This window comes from Candidatus Tokpelaia sp., from assembly GCF_008636115.1.
Lineage (GTDB): Bacteria > Pseudomonadota > Alphaproteobacteria > Rhizobiales > Rhizobiaceae > QLZD01.
The window spans coordinates 24,719-44,638 of the sequence record NZ_QLZD01000004.1 but is presented as its reverse complement, the minus strand read 5'-3'; the positions used below and the strand labels follow the sequence as shown (position 1 = coordinate 44,638).

Annotated in this window: 19 protein-coding genes; 11 read left to right on the top strand and 8 right to left on the bottom strand. The window is 52.4% G+C overall.

The window, feature by feature from the left end; translation table 11 throughout:
- Positions 1–47 precede the first annotated feature (47 nt).
- Positions 48–1,295 (bottom strand): succinyl-diaminopimelate desuccinylase, encoded by a 1,248-nt coding sequence (gene dapE, locus DPQ22_RS00280; RefSeq protein ID WP_150212588.1) that lies wholly within the window; start codon positions 1,293–1,295, stop codon positions 48–50.
- Positions 1,296–1,476: 181 nt separating this feature from the next.
- Here dapE and DPQ22_RS00275 point away from each other — a divergent pair, with 181 nt between their 5' ends.
- Positions 1,477–2,763, top strand: coding sequence for an MFS transporter (locus DPQ22_RS00275; RefSeq protein ID WP_246681409.1), 1,287 nt, complete (start codon positions 1,477–1,479; stop codon positions 2,761–2,763).
- A gap of 185 nt (positions 2,764–2,948) precedes the next feature.
- On the opposite strand, the gene DPQ22_RS00270 is transcribed toward DPQ22_RS00275, so the two are convergent.
- The 3 genes from DPQ22_RS00270 to DPQ22_RS00260 form a co-directional block, all read right to left on the bottom strand.
- Positions 2,949–3,134, bottom strand: a complete 186-nt coding sequence (locus tag DPQ22_RS00270) for a hypothetical protein (RefSeq protein ID WP_150212586.1) — start codon at positions 3,132–3,134, stop codon at positions 2,949–2,951.
- Complete coding sequence (locus DPQ22_RS00265) at positions 3,131–3,358, bottom strand: hypothetical protein (protein ID WP_150212585.1); 228 nt, start codon at positions 3,356–3,358, stop codon at positions 3,131–3,133. Before DPQ22_RS00265 ends, DPQ22_RS00270 begins: the two co-directional genes overlap by 4 nt.
- Before the next feature lie 109 nt (positions 3,359–3,467).
- Positions 3,468–4,040: a hypothetical protein gene (locus DPQ22_RS00260; RefSeq protein WP_150212584.1), complete on the bottom strand. Its 573-nt coding sequence runs from the start codon at positions 4,038–4,040 to the stop codon at positions 3,468–3,470.
- Positions 4,041–4,179: 139 nt separating this feature from the next.
- On the opposite strand from DPQ22_RS00260, the gene DPQ22_RS00255 reads away from it, so the two are divergent.
- From DPQ22_RS00255 to DPQ22_RS00230, 6 genes are all read left to right on the top strand, one after another.
- On the top strand, positions 4,180–5,208 hold the full coding sequence (locus DPQ22_RS00255) for an RluA family pseudouridine synthase (protein WP_150212583.1): 1,029 nt from the start codon (positions 4,180–4,182) through the stop codon (positions 5,206–5,208).
- Positions 5,209–5,369: 161 nt separating this feature from the next.
- On the top strand, positions 5,370–6,293 hold the full coding sequence (rpoH, locus tag DPQ22_RS00250; RefSeq protein WP_425305129.1) for an RNA polymerase sigma factor RpoH: 924 nt from the start codon (positions 5,370–5,372) through the stop codon (positions 6,291–6,293).
- 276 nt (positions 6,294–6,569) lie between these two features.
- A complete protein-coding gene (gene efp, locus DPQ22_RS00245; protein ID WP_150212582.1) occupies positions 6,570–7,133 on the top strand; it encodes an elongation factor P in 564 nt (187 codons plus the stop codon).
- A 104-nt stretch (positions 7,134–7,237) separates the two neighbouring features.
- Positions 7,238–8,029 carry an inositol monophosphatase family protein gene (locus DPQ22_RS00240; RefSeq protein WP_150212581.1) on the top strand — a complete coding sequence of 264 codons (792 nt, stop codon included), beginning with the start codon at positions 7,238–7,240 and terminating at the stop codon, positions 8,027–8,029.
- 609 nt (positions 8,030–8,638) lie between these two features.
- Positions 8,639–9,364, top strand: a complete 726-nt coding sequence (locus tag DPQ22_RS00235; protein WP_150212580.1) for a DUF4167 domain-containing protein — start codon at positions 8,639–8,641, stop codon at positions 9,362–9,364.
- 190 nt (positions 9,365–9,554) lie between these two features.
- Entirely contained in the window at positions 9,555–11,381 is a 1,827-nt protein-coding gene (locus DPQ22_RS00230; RefSeq protein ID WP_150212579.1) for a RecQ family ATP-dependent DNA helicase, read from the top strand.
- A gap of 78 nt (positions 11,382–11,459) precedes the next feature.
- Here DPQ22_RS00230 and DPQ22_RS00225 read toward each other — a convergent pair whose 3' ends face one another.
- The 3 genes from DPQ22_RS00225 to DPQ22_RS00215 form a co-directional block, all read right to left on the bottom strand.
- Positions 11,460–12,695, bottom strand: a complete 1,236-nt coding sequence (locus DPQ22_RS00225) for a hypothetical protein (RefSeq protein ID WP_150212578.1) — start codon at positions 12,693–12,695, stop codon at positions 11,460–11,462.
- 571 nt (positions 12,696–13,266) lie between these two features.
- Entirely contained in the window at positions 13,267–13,557 is a 291-nt protein-coding gene (locus DPQ22_RS00220) for a glycine zipper 2TM domain-containing protein (protein ID WP_150212577.1), read from the bottom strand.
- Between the two features lie 180 nt (positions 13,558–13,737).
- On the bottom strand, positions 13,738–14,370 hold the full coding sequence (locus tag DPQ22_RS00215; protein WP_150212576.1) for a thiamine diphosphokinase: 633 nt from the start codon (positions 14,368–14,370) through the stop codon (positions 13,738–13,740).
- Between the two features lie 349 nt (positions 14,371–14,719).
- Here DPQ22_RS00215 and DPQ22_RS00210 point away from each other — a divergent pair, with 349 nt between their 5' ends.
- Positions 14,720–16,126, top strand: a complete 1,407-nt coding sequence (locus DPQ22_RS00210; RefSeq protein WP_246681407.1) for a M48 family metalloprotease — start codon at positions 14,720–14,722, stop codon at positions 16,124–16,126.
- A gap of 39 nt (positions 16,127–16,165) precedes the next feature.
- On the opposite strand, the gene hpt is transcribed toward DPQ22_RS00210, so the two are convergent.
- Positions 16,166–16,702 carry a hypoxanthine phosphoribosyltransferase gene (hpt, locus tag DPQ22_RS00205; RefSeq protein ID WP_150212574.1) on the bottom strand — a complete coding sequence of 179 codons (537 nt, stop codon included), beginning with the start codon at positions 16,700–16,702 and terminating at the stop codon, positions 16,166–16,168.
- 491 nt (positions 16,703–17,193) lie between these two features.
- Here hpt and ftsE point away from each other — a divergent pair, with 491 nt between their 5' ends.
- From ftsE to DPQ22_RS00190, 3 genes are all read left to right on the top strand, one after another.
- Complete coding sequence (ftsE, locus tag DPQ22_RS00200; RefSeq protein WP_150212573.1) at positions 17,194–17,853, top strand: cell division ATP-binding protein FtsE; 660 nt, start codon at positions 17,194–17,196, stop codon at positions 17,851–17,853.
- Positions 17,846–18,979: a cell division protein FtsX gene (locus DPQ22_RS00195; RefSeq protein WP_150212572.1), complete on the top strand. Its 1,134-nt coding sequence runs from the start codon at positions 17,846–17,848 to the stop codon at positions 18,977–18,979. Before ftsE ends, DPQ22_RS00195 begins: the two co-directional genes overlap by 8 nt.
- A 154-nt stretch (positions 18,980–19,133) precedes the next feature.
- Positions 19,134–19,790: a YdcF family protein gene (locus DPQ22_RS00190; RefSeq protein WP_150212571.1), complete on the top strand. Its 657-nt coding sequence runs from the start codon at positions 19,134–19,136 to the stop codon at positions 19,788–19,790.
- Positions 19,791–19,920 lie beyond the last annotated feature (130 nt).

Here is a 19,920-nt window from a genome sequence, read left to right as displayed (position 1 = left end):
CACTGCCGCTATAAGCCTGAAAAAGGAGAGAGCGGGCAATAAGAGCGCTAATCCCGGCCGGCAAAATAATTCCGGATAAAATGGCGGTAAATTTCTGTCAGATTTTCCAAATCTTCTATAGTCACGCATTCATTGATCTGGTGCATGGTTTGGCCGACAAGGCCGAATTCTGCCACCGGGCAATAATCTTTAATAAAGCGCGCGTCTGAGGTGCCGCCGCTGGTGGAAAGCGCCGGCCTTTGCCCTGTCAATGCCGTAATGGCCGCCTGTAAAGGCGCAATCAGCGCTTTATTATCGGTGATAAAGGCAGATGCAGGATTGGCAGCAAATTCAAGATGATAAGAAACGGCGCTGCTGCTGCCCACCTGCCCGGCGGCGCGCGCCAGCCGGTTTTCCAACTCGGCTTGCAGGCGCTCAATAGTCCAGCTATCGTTAAAGCGGATATTAAAGCGCGCGGCGGCGGCGGGGGGGATCATATTGGCCGCCTCATTGCCGGTATCAATACTTGTCAGCTCCAGATTGCTCGGTTGGAAATGCGGGGTGCCTTGATCCAGCGGCGCGCTTGTCAGCGCGGTTAAAAGCCGGGCCAACACAGGCAGCGGATTGCCGGCGCGCTGTGGATAAGCGACATGGCCTTGTTTGCCTTCTACCCGCAAAATGGCAGAAAGTGAGCCGCGGCGGCCGATTTTTATCATATCGCCCAATATTTCTGCCGAGCTTGGTTCGCCTACCAGAGCGGCGCTCCAGTCTTCACCCTTTTGCGCTGCCCAGTGCAGCAATTTGACCGTGCCGTTAATGGCGGGGCCTTCTTCATCACCCGTCAAGAGCAGGGAAATAGCGCCGCTATCAGGCTGTTGCTGCTCTGCTGTCAGGCGCGCCAAAGCGGCAATAAAACAGGCAATGCCGCCTTTCATATCCACCGCGCCGCGGCCATAAAGCAGGCCATCGGCAATCTGCCCGGCAAAAGGCGGGAAGCGCCACGCCGTCTCTGCCCCGGTCGGCACAACATCAATATGCCCGGCAAACAGCAAATGCTTTGCCGGGCTTTGGCCGGCTTTAGCCTTTGCCGGCGCTGATTTGCCCGCGCCCATAGCGGGCGCTCCGGACGCTGCCCGTTTGGCATAAAAATTTTCTACTGTCGGTGTATTGGCGGCGCTAAAACGCGGCCGCTCAATAGCAAAACCCAAAGGCGCAAGCAGGGTTTGCAGCAGGTCGAAACAACCGCTTGTCTGCGGTGTTATGGAAGGGCAGCGGATAAGTTGCTGCAACACAGAAGCGGGAGAGGTGATGGTCATAAAATTACCCTTTGGCCTTGCCGGCAGCTTTGCTGCCGGCGCATAAAACGGCCGCCCGGTTTTATGTAATGCGGTTTGGCTAAAAAATCTATCTTCTTATCGGTAATTTTTTGTGCCAGACTGCCCGGCTCGGCAAAAAGCTGCGGTGGCGCGGCCCAGGCCGGAAATGGAGCAAACAGTGATGAAAGCACAAGGGAAAAGCGGTAAAACCCGGCTGATTGTCGCTACCGGTTTTGGCAATTTCCTCGAAAGTTTTGATTTTACCGTTTACAGCTATTTTGCCACCATTATCGGCTTTTCCATATTAAAAACCGATGATCCGCTGCTTTCCACCTATATTTCCACTATTTTATTTGGCCTTGGTTTTCCGGCGCGCCCTATCGGCAGTGTCATACTGGGCGCCTATGCTGACAGGCGCGGGCGCAAAGCCGCTTTGTTTATCACTATTATGCTTATGGGTGCCGGCAGCGCCTTGATTGCTTTTACCCCGCCTTATGCTGTTATCGGTTTGGCGGCACCGGCGCTTATTGTGCTGGGGCGGCTGTTGCAGGGCTTTTCTGCCGGCGGTGAAATGGGCTCGGCCGCGGCGCTGCTGCTGGAATCTGCCCAGGCGACAAAACGCGGCACTTATATTGCCTGGCAGTTTATGATGCAGGGCATGAGTGCGGCTGTGGGGGCGCTGTTTGCTTTTTGCCTGTTTTCAACTCTTTCTGAGCCTGCAATGCGCGCCTGGGGCTGGCGCATACCGTTTATTTTTGCTTTGGCTATTATCCCTGTCGGCTTTTATATTCGCGCTCATATAGCGGAGAGCTGGCGCGGTGATAAAGCAGAAAATGACACTGCTTTGCACCCTGTGCGCCTTATCGGGCAACACTATTTGGGCCGGTTTTTATTGGCTGTTATCACCGTTATGCCGGTCACTTTGCTGGTTTATATTGTGATTATTTATATGCCCACTTATCTCAGCCTGATTGCGCTAAAGGCGGGCGGAGCTGCGGGGTTGCAGGGCAATAGCCGTTATGTGCTGACTATTATTATGAGTCTGGTCATGATGGCGGCCACTTTTTGCGGCGGTTTGATTTGCAATAAAATTGCGCGCCGCAAGATTTTTGCTGTTATCTGCCTGAGCGCGGCTTTTTGCGGTTGTTTTATCACTTATTTTTATGCGGCCACAGATTTTGCCCTGTTTATTGGCGGGCTTTTGCTCAGCACTATTATGCTGGGCATGATGATGACCGTGCAGGCGCTGCTGGTCATGGAGGCTTTTCCGCGCAATGTGCGGGTAACCGGTTTTGGCTTTTCATTGGCCCTGGGTTCGGTGCTGTTTGGCAGCACAGCCCAGGCCATAGTGACAAAATTGATGATGGTAACCGGGGCGGCAAAGCTGACACCGTTTTATTATCTCGGCCCCATGCTGTTGCTGGCTATTGCCGCTTATGCCGCTTTTCCGGAAGAGCATTACCCCTGAAATATAGAGCCGACCCGTTACACAGCTCTTCTTTTGGCTGTAGACAAAGGCAAAAAATCACGCAACCGGGCTAAAAGGGAGGGAAATATGACCCGCTGTTAAAGCCGGCCAAAACCTTTTGCCATAAGGGCTGCCAAGCCGACAGCAAGCGTGATTACAGGGCCGAATATCAGCCTGAAATCCGATCACATATCTTTTCTTATACTGCGAATATCCATTTTTATATCGGCAATATTGGTTTTCATATTTTCTGTATCGGCTTCCCGTGTCGCTATGCGCGCTTCCATAGCATTGTATATGCCGCCCCCAGCGCCGGATTGCAACCTTTTTAATCTTTCCTCCATATCAGGAATTTGAGAAATATTGCTCATTCATGACTCCCGCTCAAAGATTCCACCGTAATTTTTATAAATTCATTACAGGCAGTTACTGATTTTCGCATATCTGCGACTGCTTTTTGCTGATTAGCTTCGGTTATATTCCCGTTTGGAATCAGCGCTTCAAGCATGTATAAAGAAACAGAGGAGGAGTGAATTACAGCCAGAAACAGCTCAACCATAGACATATACCGCGGGGATAAATCTTTTTTCTGCACTGCCTCTTCTGACAGCTTTATATAATCCTTTTCCCTGCTTCCCGCTTTTTCCTTTGGCGCTGTCTCCCGGCTGTTTGTCGGTGAGTCGCTTTAAAGCCGGCAATGCCGTTTATTCCGTCCCCGCCAGCCTTATGCGGGCAACTGGCTGTTTTTTGACAAAATCATAAATCAGCAGCACTTTATCCTTGCTGTTTTTATTGCTCAGGCGCAGCAGCAGCAAATTGCCGGAGAGGCTGACTTCTTCCAGCTTTTCTCCCGGTGTCGCGGTAATAAGCTGCTCAGGCGGGAGAGCGGCGCTTTTGGCCGTTGGCGGCGTTGTGCCGGCCGCCGGCGGGAAGGCGCTGGCTGCGCCGCTATTGGGCGCGGTCTGGATAAATATGCCGCCGCTATTTTGCGCTTGCGGCACGGCAGGGGCGGTTTTGGGCGTGCTGTAAATATGGGTGACTTTGTAGATAATAGCGCCGGCTACCACGGTTAGGGCGATAAAGGTGACTGTCAGCGATACCAGCATAAGCCGCAGCAATTTGCGATGCACACGCCCCAGCGCCGTTTTATTTTGCGCGGCTTTTTCCCGCATTATGTGCACTTCAGCGGCCGGCCGGGATTGGGCAGTGTCTGCCGGCGCTGCCGGCTGCCGGCCCGGCTCTGCTGTTTTTATTGGTGTTTCTGCCTCTTGTGTCACTTTATACTCTTTCCCGCCGGCTGCCTTTGGGCATGAACCGACCCTTTGCCGCCCTGTTTTGCAAATTTTCTGTAATCCCTTTATAATATACCGGAACAGAGGGAATGGGACAAGGCAAAAGGCAAAAAGAGCAATTTCCATGTCGCAATCTTTGGTGCGCCTGATAAAAATTGATAAAACAGCCGCCGGCCGCCGGCTGGATCAATGGCTGGCGCAGCAATGCGCGCCTGAGCTGTCACGCGCGCGCATAGCGAAATTGATTGGCAGCGGGCAGGTGCGCATTGACGGCAAGCCGGTGCTGGAGCCACGCTTCAAGCCGCCAACAGGCGGCGAAGTGGAGCTTATCTTGCCGCCGCCGGTGGCGGCAAAACCGAAGGGTGAAGACATAGATCTGGAAATCCTTTATGAAGATGCCGATATAATTATAATTAACAAGCCGGCCGGGCTGGTTGTCCACCCCGGCAATGGCAATGCCGGCGGCACGCTGGTCAATGCGCTTATTCACCATTGCGGGCAGCATGCGGCGGCGGGTTTTGGCCTTTCCGGCATTGGCGGGGTTAAACGCCCCGGTATTGTGCACAGGCTGGATAAAGATACAAGCGGGGTGATGGTGATTGCCAAAAATGATGCGGCGCATGGGCATTTAAGCCGGCAATTTGCCGATCACGGCCGCAGCGGTGTGCTGGAGCGGCGCTATCAGGCCGTGGTGTGGGGTGTTCCTTCACCGCCCGGCGGTATAATCAATGCGCCTTTGGCGCGCGACCCAAGGGAGAGAACTCGCCGCGCCATTGCCCGCAATGACGCCGGAGACGTTCGCCGCGCCATAACCCATTATACAATTTTACGCCAATCCGCTATGGGTGACGGCAAGGCTCCCGCAGCCTGTCTGGTCGAATGCCGGCTGGAAACCGGGCGCACCCATCAGATTCGCGTGCATATGGCGCATATCGGCCACCCGTTAATTGGCGATAAAACCTATGGGCAGGCTTTTAAAACCAAGATTAACCTGTTGCCGGAATCTGTGCGGGCAGAGGTAGCGGCCTTTCCGCGGCAGGCATTGCTGGCCGCCTTTTTGCGGCTGCAACACCCGAAAACCGGCGCCATTATGGAATTTACCGTAAAGCCGCCGCCCGATATGCAAAATTTATTGCAGGCTTTGGCTTTATAAGGCGCAGTGCCCGGCGCTTTGTCCTGAAATATTGCAAAAACGCCTTTTTCGTCTTCCCCGGCGGGGTTTTGCCGCCCGGATTTGGCTTGTCTCGGCTGTCAGGGCTTTATTTTGACGCAATTTATCGCTAAAATGACGCGGTTTTATGGAGCAGCGCGCTTATGCCCGCTGTCACGGAGAGTATTTTGTCGCAAACAGCTTTACCTGCCATTGGGCAGGGTGATGGCGGCCTGAACCGCTATTTGCAGGAAATTCGCCGCTTTCCTCTGTTGGAGCCGCGTGAGGAATATATGCTCGCCAAGCGCTATTTGGAGCATGATGACCGCTCAGCCGCGCACAGGCTGGTGACCAGCCATTTGCGGCTGGTAGCAAAAATCGCTTTTTCTTATCGCGGTTACGGCCTGCCTATGGGTGAAGTTATTTCTGAGGGCAATGTCGGCCTGATGCAGGCGGTAAAGCGGTTTGAGCCGGATAAAGGCTTTCGCCTGGCGACTTATGCCATGTGGTGGATAAAGGCTGCCATTCAGGAATATATTTTGCGCTCATGGAGCCTGGTTAAAATGGGGACAACGGCTAATCAAAAACGGCTGTTCTTTAACTTGCGCCGGTTGAAAGGGCGTATTCAGGCGCTTGATGAAGGCGACTTAACCCCTGAGCAAGTAAAAGAAATTGCCGATACGCTGCATGTCAGCGCTGCTGATGTTATTTCAATGAATCGGCGACTTTCCGGCGATACTTCGCTTAATGTGCCGGTGCGCGGGGCAGAAGAGACCGGCGGCGAATGGCAGGACTGGCTGCAAGATGACACGCCCGGCCAGGAACAAATATTGATTGAGCAAGATGAAATTGCCAATCGCCGCGCTATGCTGACGCAGGCTATGGCCGGGCTGAATGCGCGCGAAAAGCAGATTTTTGCTGATCGCCGCCTGAGGGAAGAGCCAAAAACATTGGAAGCTTTGTCGGAAGAATTTCGTATTAGCCGTGAAAGAGTGCGCCAGATAGAGGTGCGGGCTTTTGAAAAAGTGCAGGAAGCCGTGCGCCAGGCGGCGCAAATGCAAATAGAGGCATTTTCCGGCAGAGGGTAGGCTGCCCGGCTGCTGTGCCGGCCGGCCAGCGCGGCAGAATTGCCGGTTTTGCCGAAAATGTGCTTGTTGTTTTTCTGCTTGAGTGAGGCTTTATTGGCAGTTTTAACGAAAAAATGCCGCCTTAAGTCGTTTTCCGGTTATATTTTGCTGAAAAATGGCTTAAAGCGGGAGAGGGGTATTTTGCGCTGCCGGCAAATTGGGGAGTCGGCAGGCGCGGCCTTGATTGCGCATGGCTGTTGAGGCCTTTTGATAAAGAAGACCAAGCGGATAGATCTTATGAAAATTAACGGCAATGAAATTCGCCCCGGCAATGTGATTGAACATAATGGCAGCCTGTGGGTGGCGGTGAAATGCAATGCGGTGAAGCCGGGCAAAGGCGGGGCCTTTAATCAGGTCGAGCTGAAAAACCTGCTGGACGGCACCAAGCTGAATGAGCGCTTCCGCGCTGCCGAAACAGTAGAAAAAGTGCGGCTGGAGCAGAAAGATTTCACCTATCTTTATGAGCAGGGCGAAGCACTGGTATTTATGGACGCGCAATCTTATGATCAACTGGAATTGCAGAAAGATTTTGTCGGCGAACGCGCCGCCTTTTTGCAGGACGGCATGACTGTAACAGTTGAGCTTTATGAAGAGCGGCCTATTGGCATTACCCTGCCGGATCAGGTGGTTCTGGCCATAATTTCGGCCGATCCGGTGGTCAAAGGGCAGACAGCGGCCTCTTCCTATAAGCCGGCTATTCTGGAAAACGGCATTCGCCTTATGGTGCCGCCTTTTATTGCATCGGGCGAGCGGGTGGTGGTTGACACTAACGAAATTACCTATTTGCGCCGCGCCGATTAAGCGGGCTTTATTGCCCGCCGGCTTTGACAGGCCGGCGGCCGGGTTGCCGCATTAGCCCTGTTTAAAAATCGGCAGCGGCAAAAGCAGGTTTAAGGAAAAAGAAAATGGCGCGTTCAGCAATTATGAATATTATGGTGCAGGCGGCGTTTAAAGCCGGGCGGGCGCTGGCGCGTGATTTTGGCGAAGTGCAAAATTTGCAGGTATCAATGAAAGGCCCGGCCGATTATGTCAGCCAGGCCGACAAAAAGGCCGAAAATATTATTCGGCGCGAATTGCAATATGCCCGTCCGTCTTATGGCTTTTTGCTGGAAGAATCGGGCGAAATTATTGGTGAAGACAAACAGCATCGCTTTATTATTGATCCGCTGGACGGCACGACCAATTTTTTGCACGGCATTCCGCATTTTGCCGTTTCAATCGGGCTGGAAAGCCAGGAGCGCATGGCCGCGGCCGTGATTTATAATCCGATTACGGACGAGCTTTATACGGCAGAGCGCGGCAGCGGCGCTTTTTTAAATGATCGGCGTTTGCGCGTCTCAGCCCGGCGCAGGCTGGAAGATTGCGTTATCGGCACGGGTATTCCGCATTTTGGCGGCAAAAATCACGGCAGCTATTTGGTGGAATTGCGCAATATTATGGCGGAAGCGGCCGGTATTCGCCGTATGGGGGCGGCGGCGCTGGATCTGGCCTATATTGCTGCCGGGCGGCTTGACGGCTTTTGGGAGGAAAATTTAAAGCCGTGGGATATGGCTGCCGGCCTGCTTTTGGTGCGCGAAGCCGGCGGTTTTGTCACAGATAAGACCGGCGGGCAGGAAATTTTTGCCTGCAAAAATATTATTGCCGGGAATGAATATATTCACGCCGCCTTGATGAAAACGCTTAAAAAGCCGGTTTAAGCCTTTATGCCGTGGCGATGTGCTGCTGTGCTGCTGCTTTGCCGGGCTCAATAGCTGCTTGCCGCTGCTGTGTTTTCACCTCGCCGGTGCGGCGTATCCGGTGCCTTTCAACTCAGTGTTTGCACCATAAATAAAAATTCCGGCTAAAAAGGCTGGAATTTTGAGAAATAATGCTAAAAAAAGCTTGGCAATATGACAGAAATTCGCTAGTCTTGCCGGAGAGGACGCCTTGATACAGGCGCGGAGTGAGACAGGGATAACAGGCAAAGACAAAATCAGTATAAAATTTTGGTATTTTCAGAATTTTATGCGGCTTTGGAAAATTAAACGCCATATTTTACATAGACGTTTCGAGCGGATATAAGGCATATAGGCCGTGATTCCGGCTTTTGAGGGCGGGTTATGCGGATCCGCGGCGGTATATTTTGCAAAAGTTCTGATAAATGATACAGAGACAAAGCCTTAAGGGGCATTGTTTCGGCATGGGCTGAAAAATAAGGGCTATGGCTCTTCGATTTTCCCCGTCTGCGGGGCTTTTTGCCGCGGTATAAAGCAAATTTGCCTTTAGCACTTCGTTTAATGAAAAGAAAGCAATCTAAAAGGACGACAATGAGGCCACAACAAAACAGGCGCTTGAACCGGCGGAGCAATAATAATGGCCTGCGCCGTGCTCCCAATCCTTTGACCCGTAATTATGAAAGCAGCGGCCCTGATGTCAAAATTCGCGGCAATGCGCAGCATATTGCCGATAAATATCTGGCTTTGGCGCGTGATGCGCAGGCTTCCGGTGATCGCGTAATGGGTGAAAATTATCTTCAGCATGCCGAGCATTATTTGCGTATTATTCTTGCTGCCCAACCGGGAGAAAAGGATAATAAGTCGTCCTCCCGGGCAGATAATGAGGTATATGGGGCAGAAGATGCTGAAAGCGCCGATTCTGAAGAGCTGGCGGAGGGAGCGCAGCCGGTGATTGACGGCCTGCCCAGAGAAGTAGTTTTGATGGATAAGAGGGGCAGTTATAATAAAGCCGATAATGGCAGTGATTATGAAGCGGAAGAAGAAAAATATGGGCGTGTGCCGCCGCGGCGCCGTTTACCCGCCCGGCGCAGTAATCAGGCCGCACGTCAGCCCAATCGCCTTCGCCGGGAAGAAGGTGAGCTGCCGGCTCAGGATAAAGGCGCCGCCAGGCCGGCTTATGATGGCCGCAATATCGGTGTTCAGGCTGATGGCGCCGCCGGTGAGGCTGCCTTGGCTTCAATGCCGTCGGCTCAGTTAAGAAAGCCGCGCCGCCAAAGAGCGGTAGAAGAAGGCGAAACTGAACAGCCGGATATATAGAGGCTCGATAGTGCTCCGAACGGCACAAAATATATAATAAATACACTGTGCCGCTTTGGCGCAATGTGTCTTTTTTATGCGGCTTCCCTTAGTTTTTTAAACGTGTTCCGGCTTGTGATTTGCCGCGCAAATAATACGGCATATTTGATTATACCGGCTCTATATAATTCTGTTTGGAGCGGGGTCTTATATGCGGCGCAAAAGATTATCAAAGGCAGAATGGCAAAAAATTCGCCCTATTGTGCTGGCGCGCGATAAATATCGCTGTGTTGAGTGCAAGGCAGACATCGGCGCTGCCGGCGCAGCGCATATTCACCATGTCGTTCCGCTTGCCTCAGGGGGCAATAATGCAGCGGCAAATCTTGTCAGCCTGTGTATTTTATGCCATGCGGCACACCACCCGAATCAAGGCATGAGCTGGAATTTGCGCTGTTTTTTTAAAGCGCAGTGCTATAATCTGGCACGATTGTGCGATAGAGAAGGGCTGTTGCCTGAGCAGGGTAATTTTGACAGTTTCCTGCGCGTTTTTGGCAAAGAAAAATTCCGCGCCGGGCAGTTGCCGCTGATTTTAGCGGCGCTGAAAAAACAATCTTTTTTATTTGTCAGCCCGACAGGATCAGGCAAAAGCCTGTGCTTTCAACTGCCGGCTTTGATGCAGCCTTATTTTTCTGTGGTGATTTGCCCGCTTAAGGCGTTAATGGCAGAACAGGTCAGCGAATTATGGCGGCAGAAAATTGCTGCTTCTTTTATCAATTCCGATTTGCCGCGCGCCACACGCCGGGAATTTTATCGCGATTTACGTGATAATGCGGTTAAGCTCGCTTATATGACACCTGAGCGCTTTTTTACTGCCAATGAAGCTGAGCAGCAGGCTTTGGCGCGCTTGCGCCCCGCTTTTTTGATAATTGATGAAGCCCATTGTGTCGATCGCTGGGGCACGGCCTTTCGCCCTGAATATGCACGCCTGGCCGAGGTGCGAGCGCTGCTTGGCAACCCGCCGGTGCTGGCTTTTACGGCTACAGCGGGGAAGGAGATGCAAAGCCGCATTATGCGCTCACTTGGCTGTGACAAGGCGCGCTATTTTGTTCGCGATGTTGACAGGCCGAATATTGCTCTGTTTCGCATAAAAGCTGCGGCGGCAGAGCGATCGGCAGAAATTTTGCGCTTGCTCCGCCTGCCTGCTATAGGCGGTAAAAAACTTATGATTTTTGTGCCTACGGTAAAAATAGGCCAAATGCTGCGCGAGGATTTAAAGAAAGACGGTGTCGATGTGCCGTTTTATCATGCGCGAGCGGAGAATAGCGCTTTTGAGCGTCAGGAAATAGTAAAACGTTTTAAAGGAGAAAGCAAGCCGGAGATAAACTGGCTTATCTGCACCAAAGCCTTTGGCATGGGGCTGGATATTGCCAATGTGCGTATGGTGATTCACTGGCAGCAATCGGCTTCGGTTGAAGATTATTTGCAGGAATATGGCCGTGCCGGGCGTGACGGCAGGCAGGCTGTGGCGATTGTTTTTTACGGCGGGGAAGCCGGCACGCGGATACAGGCGCACCATGATGATATAAAGCTGCTGGAATTTATGGCCGATAGAACGGTGGAAAATGCTGTCAGAGAGCGAGGGCGGAAGATAATGGAAAAAAATAAAGAAATAACCGAGTGGGAAGCAGCAGAGCTTGATGATGATAAGGAAAATATCAGGCAGACAGAATATGAGAATATTGCCGCGCTGCACGGCATGATAACAGCAAATGCCTGTTTTCGCCGCGCTCTCTCTGCCTGTTTTGAACAAGCCTATGGCGAACAGGACACGGCGCGGGCAGCAGTAAAGCCAAAATTTTGGCTGAGCCGTCTGGCATTATGGATTGTAGCAAAACTTTATGTTGCAGAGCCGCCAGTTTTCAAACGTCGTTTCTGCTGTGATTATTGTGAAAAAGTAAAAATAAGAGCGCAGACAGGCCTTATTGATTTTTCAATAAATACAGTCGATTCTATTGAAAAGCTGCTGCATGATGAATAGAATAAGATATATAGATTCATATAATTATAAATATTTACTCGAAATTTACTTTTATGGCCGGGCGGTAAATATTCTGCCTTATCTTTCAGTGTTTTTCAGCAAAAATCTGCGGAGCGAATCGCGCAGCATATCATAAGCGACATCGCCGGTGCTGCCGGTAAAATAACCGCCGGCCGAGGCGGAATCTGTACGCAGACTGTGATAATAAATAGCATAAAGCTGGTTATTCTGCCGCACCAGGGTAATCTGAAACAAAGTCGGCATATCGGGATTATCTTTGGCAGTAATTTTATAGCGGTAAGAGCGGGCGGCAATATCTGCCTGCGCATAACCCGGTGCCGAATTGCTTTCAATATATTCCTGCGTGGTGCCGGCCGGTATAATATCTGCCTTCATTTGCATATCCAGATAGGTATTGACATAGGCTTCTGCCAGATTGCGAAAAGCTTCCTCACGATTGGGGCCGCTAATGGCATGGACAGCAAACAGCAAGTAACTGAAAGGGCGGCCGTTTTGCAGCTTTTGCGTAAAATAAAGCTCATAAGGCAGAGTGGAAACTTTATTACCGGGGCTGGAAACTTCCAGCCCTTTGGGGAAAGAAAGCTCCAGATTGCCGCTGTTTAATTCTACAATTCTGGTATCAAGCTGGCCGGGATCAAGCCCTATCGGCTTTTTATCCAGAAATTGCATATTGGCAATAAAATCGGCGGCACTATCACGCAAGGCAATAACCGTTCTTTCAGCCTCGTCTTCATTTTCCGGCAGTTTGGCCATAAAATACTGGCCGATAAGATTATCGCCGCGGGCATAACAATAAGCCAGCCCCGCCGTCTCCGGCTTGTTGTTGTCGCCCAGTTTTATCCCCAATATTTGCGCTTCAATCAGCGGATCAGGCGCATAAGAGTGGATAATGCGATAGCCGTCATTGGTCATATACCACATACATGTATGATAGGCAGCCGGCGGGCTGCGCAAACGGTAAGAAAAAATAATATCTTCATAAGCCGTATTGCCTTTGGTAAAACTGACTTGACCAATAGGCAAAACACGGCCTATCTGCCCGGCGGGAATAGGCTCGGTTTTATAGGGCAGGGTTTTAACTTCAGCCTTTTGCGGAATATAGGTTTCAAAATCCAGATTTGGCGCTTGAAAGGAAAATATTTGCCGCTTATAGCCGGCATTTGCCGCATCAGCCTTGCTCATGGCCTGTGCCTGTAGCAGAGCTTGCGCCACGGCCTTGCCGCCGGTAAACACAGCATTGCCGATAAAAGACAGCCAGATTGTGAGCAAAAAAACAGCGTAACGGAAAAACACGAATACACTCCTTTATAACCCCGCGCCGGACGCCGTTGCGCGCGCCGCCCGGGCAAGCCCGTGCGGTTTTTGTTTGCACCAGTCGCCACAGACCAGGCTGCCAGGCCGTCCTGCCCAGGCCATATGCGGCTCAAAGCTGGCAAAATATCCCGGCGCAAAACAATGCCCGCCCGGCGAGCTTCGGCGCTCATACCCCTATTATAGCGGTTTATTGCTGCGATAAAAGGAAAAAGCGTCAAAATTACAAAGCCGCATTGTTTAAATTTCTCTTTATTTGTATTGTTTTTTTAAGGGCCATGCAATCACTGTGCCGGCAGTGGTACTAATGTTTTGCCGCAATACACAGGGTTTTGAGTGGCCGGAGAGGCAGGCGGCAATCGGCGCTAAACCGCCGGTGCTCGATCTTTGCTGTTTCTTGACTCGCGGTGACAGAAGCGGGCGCTTTGCGTCTCGCAGCAAAAATAAAAGCCTGCCCGTATAACGGGCAGGCAAAATACAATTTAACGGCTTTATCCGGGCACACCGCGGCTTTATCGGCTTTGAGCCGGTTATGCCCGGATAATTTGCCAGTTCATTGCGTGCAGGGAGCCTGATAAACGCGCCCTCTGGAATCACGATAATTACATTTTCTGCTATTATGGCTTTTATTTTTCTCATGCGCAATGAGCGATCCGCCGGCACCGCCGACAGCCGCACCAATCAAAGTGGCTTCTGTGCTGCGGCCGATAAGCTGTCCGGCTACGGCACCGACAGCGGCACCGCCGCCGCCCCATTCGGCATAGCGTTTTTCATTTTGGGTGCAGGCGGCTGCGGCAAAGCCCATTACGGCAACAACAGCAAGGGCAGAAAGGCGTTTTATCATCTCATGATTCCTTATCAGAAAAAGGGTCTTTAAAAATCGCAAAACAGGGGCATATAAAGCGGACAAGACCCTATTATCCGTTTTATAAAAGCTTCAGGGGAATAACAAGCACGAGCATAATGCTCGAACTCACCTGCAATCAATATTACCATTTGTTTTGCAAGGATAAAACATTATTTTTCACAAATTAAGCTTTGCCAGTAAAATTCCATATCCTGCCCGCAGGGAAATATGCACTCTTCCACAGCTTTCATTGGAAAGAGCGTGTAAAGAACCCAGCCGGGCATTATGATTTTCCAAATTCCACCTGGCCCCGCGAATCGTCAGCCCTTTTATGGCGCTCAAGCCGATAAGGCTGAACATTGTGCCCGGCGGCAAATCAAGGTGGGTATCTCCCTTTAACAGCGGATAACCTTCTGTTTCACCATTGGTCAACAGGCAGGGAATATTTTTTTTGGCCAAAGCAATGGCAAGAGTAATATGCAGCAGGCTGTGATCCAGCCGCTCGCCGCCAAAAGCACCGCATAAAACCAGCTTTTGCGCTCCTCGTTTAAGGGCAGCCTCTATTGCCAGCGCACCGTCTGTCTTGTCTTTATCCGGCGGAAAATATTGTCGCGGCACGGAGTGGAACTGTTCCGGCACAGCCGGCCCGGCCGAATCAAAATCCCCCAGCCAAAGCTCCGGTTGCAGCCCCAGCCTGGCCGCATGTCTTATGCCGCCATCAGCAGCAATACAGATTGATCCGGCAATTTGCTGCCTGAGCCGGGCGCTTGGGGTTAGTGTGCCGTCTAAAAAAATGGTGAATAATTTCATATTTTTCTCTCAAGTAGCGCCGGGCGCGGCACGGGCTTTGGGCTGGGCGGCAAGCATAATATAAGGAGAAATTCCCCAGTTTGAACCGGCGGTAAAACTGTGAAAACAGCTTTATCTTTGTTGCTTTTTAACCTATTTTTATCACATGAAAAAGCCCGTTTGCCAAAACCTCTCCGCCGGAAGCCTTTGTATGGCCCGCGCCGGCCCGGCAGGAATACAAAGACAAATGCCTATATCCCTGACAAACAGCAGCAGGCAGAGCTGCCGCGGCCGGCCCCGGGGCAGGCGGTCTCATGCCGCTGCCTGTCTCTGTCTTTCTGCCTGTTTGTTTATGCCGGCAGGCTGCACTATGCTGGATTACAGCCGCGCTGACGGAGGCCTTGCCGCGGCACCGCGGCCTTGGGCGGTAGATAATCCGGAGAGCAATAATGACAGCCTTGCCCGCCTGGGGGCAGAGCAAAATCCGCGTATTTTGACAGACTATGGCGGCGAATATCGTGATGCCCGGCTGGAGCGCATGGTGGCAAAAATTGTCGGCCGTTTGACCGCAGTTTCTGAAAGCCCGGGGCAGACTTATCGGGTGGTGATTTTGAATTCTCCCAATATTAACGCTTTTGCTCTGCCCGGCGGTTATGTTTATGTAACGCGCGGCCTGTTGGCGCTGGCCAATGATTCCGCCGAAGTGGCAGCCGTTATTGCCCATGAAATGGCGCATATTACCGCTAATCACGGCATTTTGCGCGCGCGCAAGGAAAAGGAAATTGCTTTATCCGACCGGGTGGCCAATGAAATATTGGCCGGCAATCAAAGAGATGAAACGTTAAAACGCGGCCGGCTGAAACTGGCGGGTTTTTCTCGCAGTCAGGAATTGCAGGCCGATATTATCGGCATTCGCATGATTGCCGCGGCAGGCTATGACCCGTTTGCAGCACCGCGTTTTTTGCAGGCAATGGAGGATTACAGCCGTTTTCGCGATATATCCGGGGCGAAAGATGCCAGCCTGGATTTTTTATCGAACCACCCTTCTACCCCGCAGCGTGTGCGGCTGGCGGTGGAGCAGGCGCGCAAAGTTGGGGCACCGGCCGTGGGCGACAGGGATCGCACTGCCTTTTTGCGCGGTATTGACGGCATGATTTTCGGCGATGACAATATCGGCTCCGGTCTTTATATTCGCGGCCGCAGTTTTATTGACAGTCAATCCGGCGTAATATTTTCTGTGCCGCGCGGTTTCTCCCTAAACTACAAGAATAATATTATTATGGCGGCCGGGGGCGATGATATGGCTTTGCGCTTTGACAGTGTGGCGCTGGACAAGCCGCAATCGGCCCGGGCCTATATTGCCGGGGGCTGGGTTTCCGGCCTGGATAAAGCCAGCATAAGGACAAGTAATATTGGCGGCCTGCCGGCGGCCACGGCAGGTGCGCAAAATGCCCAATGGCGGTTTTCAATATTGGTGCTGATGGGCAAAAACCGTGTTTACCGCTTTTTGACGGCAGCGCCCAGGAATGGGCGCGACCCGGCGCCGGCAGGGTTGGAAACCGCCAATAGCTTCCGCCTGTTAAGCCCGCAGGAAAGAGCGGCGATCAAGCCGCTGCGCTTGCGTATTCACACGGTCGCAGCCGGTGAGACAGCGGATAGTCTGGCCGCTGAAATGCAATTTCATGATCGCAGTCTGGAGCTGTTCCGCCTGATTAACGGCTTTGCTGCCGGGCCGGCGCTGCGCCCCGGCGCTATGGTCAAGCTGATTATGCAATAAAGCGCGCGCCGCCGGGCAAAAAGCGGGCAGGCTGCCCGCTCAATCTCTGAGAGTGCCGATAAAGGGTAGCTGGCGAAAAGCATGAGCGGCGTCCATGCCATAGCCGACAACAAATTTATCGGGGCAGGTAAAGCCGACATAATCTGCTTCTATTGCTGTTTTGCGGCACATTGGCTTGTCCAGCAGCGCGGCGAGCGCCAGCTTGCGCGGCTTTTGCTGCCGCAGCAGGTCGGCAACAAAGTGCAAGGTTTTGCCGGATTCCAGAATATCATCAATCAGCAAAATATCGCGCGCTTCTATCCGGCTTTGAATATTATGCAACAGGCGGACAGCGCCGCTTGTCAGGCCGGCGCCATAACTGGAAACAGTGATAAATTCTACTTCCGGCGCGACATTGGCGCGGTAAAGGGCGCGGATAATATCGGCAGCAAAAACAAAAGAGCCTTTTAAAATAGGCAAAACCAGCAAATTGCGCGGTTGCGCCGCGGCAATTTCAGCAGCCATTTCGGCATTGCGGCGGGCTATGGCTTCTTCAGTAAAGAGAATATCAATTACTTTCCCATTGATAACCGGCATGAAAAACTGTCCCTTATCCGCGGCAATCTGCCTTGCATAGCGGTTTTGCTGTTATCGCCTTGTTTGAGTCTGAAGCGCCGAATATTAAGCATAAGCGCCGGCAGCCTGAACAGGGATAGTTGCGCTTATGCGCATAATTTGAGCAAAAAATAAAGCCCCGATACGGCTTTTGCCGGCAAATGGGCAGATCAAATGCCGGAAAAAACAAAATATACCCGCAATTTTGGGCAAAACAGGCTTGAATGCTTTTGATCTGCCGCCGAATGCCGCAGCCGGGCAAGCGGCGGCTGTCGGCAGGAAGTGTTAAACCGCCCGGGCCAGGCGCAATATAATTTGACGCTTGCAGCTATAGCCTATATGCAAGGCTCAAGGCTCAAGGCTCAAGGCTCAAGGCTCAAGGCTCAAGGCTCAAGGCTCAAGGCTCAAGGCTCAAGGCTCAGCCCGGAGCAGGCCAGGGCAGGCTGCATAATAGAAAACAGGCGGAGGGCGCGGTGATACGGTTTGAAAATGTCGGCTTGCGCTATGCTGTCGGGCAGGAAATATTGCGCGATGTCAGTTTTAATATTCCGCCTGCTTCCTTCCAGTTTTTAACCGGGCCGTCCGGTGCCGGCAAGACCTCGCTGTTAAAATTGATGTTTCTGGCTTTAAAGCCGACACGCGGCCTTATTACTGTTTTTGGCGAAGATACTTCATTGCTGCACCGGCGCGCTCTGCCGCGGCTGCGCCGCCGCATTGGTCTGGTTTTTCAGGATTTCCGTCTGCTTGACCATTTGACCACTTTTGAAAATGTGGCTTTGCCGCTTTATGTGCGCGGCGTCCAAAGGCGCGAAACAAGGCACGAAGTGGAAGAGCTGCTGCATTGGGTGGGGCTGGGAGCAAAAATCCATGCTTTGCCGCCTGTGCTTTCCGGCGGAGAGAAGCAACGCGCCGCTATTGCCCGGGCGCTGATTGACCGTCCGGAAATTCTGCTGGCTGATGAGCCGACCGGCAATGTTGACCCCAAACTGGCTCTGCGGCTGTTACGGCTGTTTATTGAGCTCAACCGTCTTGGCACGGCGGTGATTATTGCCACGCATGATTTTTCGCTAATGGATAAAATAGATGCGCGCCGTATGATTCTGGATAAAGGGAGGCTGGAAATTCATGATTGATAAGCAGGAGATCCGGCCGCCAAAATCAGGCAGCATTGAGCCGAAAGAAGAGAGCGGGGCGCCGCCATTGTCCGGGCCGGCGCTGCCGCCCGCAGGCCCGCAGGCTATCGCTGGCAGGCAGGCTGCTATTGGGCACAATAGCGGCGCTTTATTGCCTTCTTCCCGGCCGGCCGGCGCGCGCGGCAAAACTTTTCCAGTGCGCTTGCCGTCACTTATACCAAAGGAAGATATGCACGATTTTGCGCTGATAATTGTCATTGCCATTATGAGTTTTCTGGCAGCGTGGACTTTGTTTGCCGCGCATTTTGTCAATCGCTCGGCAGCGGCGTGGAGCGCGGCCATAATGCGTGAGGCTGTGGTGCAGCTTATGCCTGTGCCTGGGCAGGATATGGAGAAGGCGCTGCATGAAACAGCCGCTATTGCCCGCTCTTTTAGCGGGGTGGCAGCGGCGCATATTGTCAGCCGTGAGGAAACGCAGGCGCTGCTGGCGCCCTGGCTGGGAACAAAGGCTGATATTGCGGCGCTGCCGGTGCCGCGGCTGGTTGCCCTGCAGCTTGACGGCCAAAGCCGGCCGGATTTTGACGGGCTGGACGAAGCTCTGCGCCAAAATATTAAAGGTGTGCGTTTTGACCGGCAGCAGGCCTGGGCGGCAAGGCTGGTGCGCGGGGCGCATATTATGCTGGGCGGGGCGCTGTTTTTATTGATTTTGCTGCTGACGGCGATGATTTTAACCGTTATTTTTGCCACACGCGGTGCTTTGGCAGGGAATATGCATATTATTGAAGTGCTGCATTTTATCGGCGCTGATGATCGTTTTATTGCCCGCCGCTTTGATGCGCATTTTTTCCGCGCCGGGCTTAAGGGGGCCTGTTTGGGCGGCACTGCCGCCTGCGGCCTGTTTGCTTTATTGTTTTTTGGGCTTGAGACGCGCCGCGCTACACCTGAGGGTAGCCAGATAACTGCCTTATTTGGCCGCCTTTCGCCGGATTGGAGTGCGCTTGCCGAAATTTTTGCCCTGATATTGTTCATTGCCTGTATCACTGCGGCCGTCAGCCATTGTACAGTTTTGCGCCGTTTGCGCCTGATAGATCGCAAAAGCAGTAATTTCTTTTCTACCGGGGGGTGAGGCCGGTTCGAGCTTCGGCAGCGGGCTTTGCCCTTTTGCCCAAAGGCGTGGCACAAGCCGCAGATTTATCTTGTGAAAATCTGCTTTTAATGCGACTATTTCCTTTAATAAGTCTCTTTTGACCTAAGTCAGAGAGGAAATTCGGGGAGTTTATATGCAAGGGCAAAAAGGGGAGGCCGGGCAGATTTCTACCCCTGAACCGCCGCGCGGCAAAAGCGCTCTATGGTATTGCGGCGTTGGCGGCGGCGGTTTTTTGCTTTTGGCCTTGCTGTTTTTTTTGTTGGGTTTTGCCTTGTTTGTAGCCAGAACAAGCACTGTTTCCCAGCCGGGGCCTGAAATATCAATAGATGCTATTATTGTGCTGACAGGCGGGCGGGCGCGGGTAGAAACGGGGCTGGCGCTGCTGCGCGAGCGGCGCGGCACGCGCCTGCTGATAAGCGGTGTCAGCCCGATTATTGGCGGGCGGCACGATTTTGCCCGGATTTTGGGGGCAGATCCGGAGCTTCTGGAGTGCTGCGTGGATTTGGGACGCGAGGCGTTAAACACCAGCGGCAATGCGCTTGAAAGCGCTGCCTGGGTAAAAAAACACAATTATCATAAAGTGTTGATTGTAACCAATCGCTATCATATATTGCGCTCTCTGGCGGAATTGCGTCATCAAATGCCACAGACAGAGCTTGTGCCTTTTCCGGTAGAGCAAACGGGAGGGGTTTTTCGCTCATCAGAAAATTTTCGCCTTTTTGTTTCAGAATATATAAAATTTCTGGTGGTTTGGGCGCGCAATTTTACCGGCTGGCCGGCCCGGCCCTGATAATATTATTCATCAAAAGGATTTTGGCATGACAGCCTGGTTGAGTTCGGCAAGTTTTATTGTATTAAGCGCTATTTGCGGTTGTCTTTTAGGTTTTGGCCTGGCCGCGGTAATACAGGGGCTTAAGGCA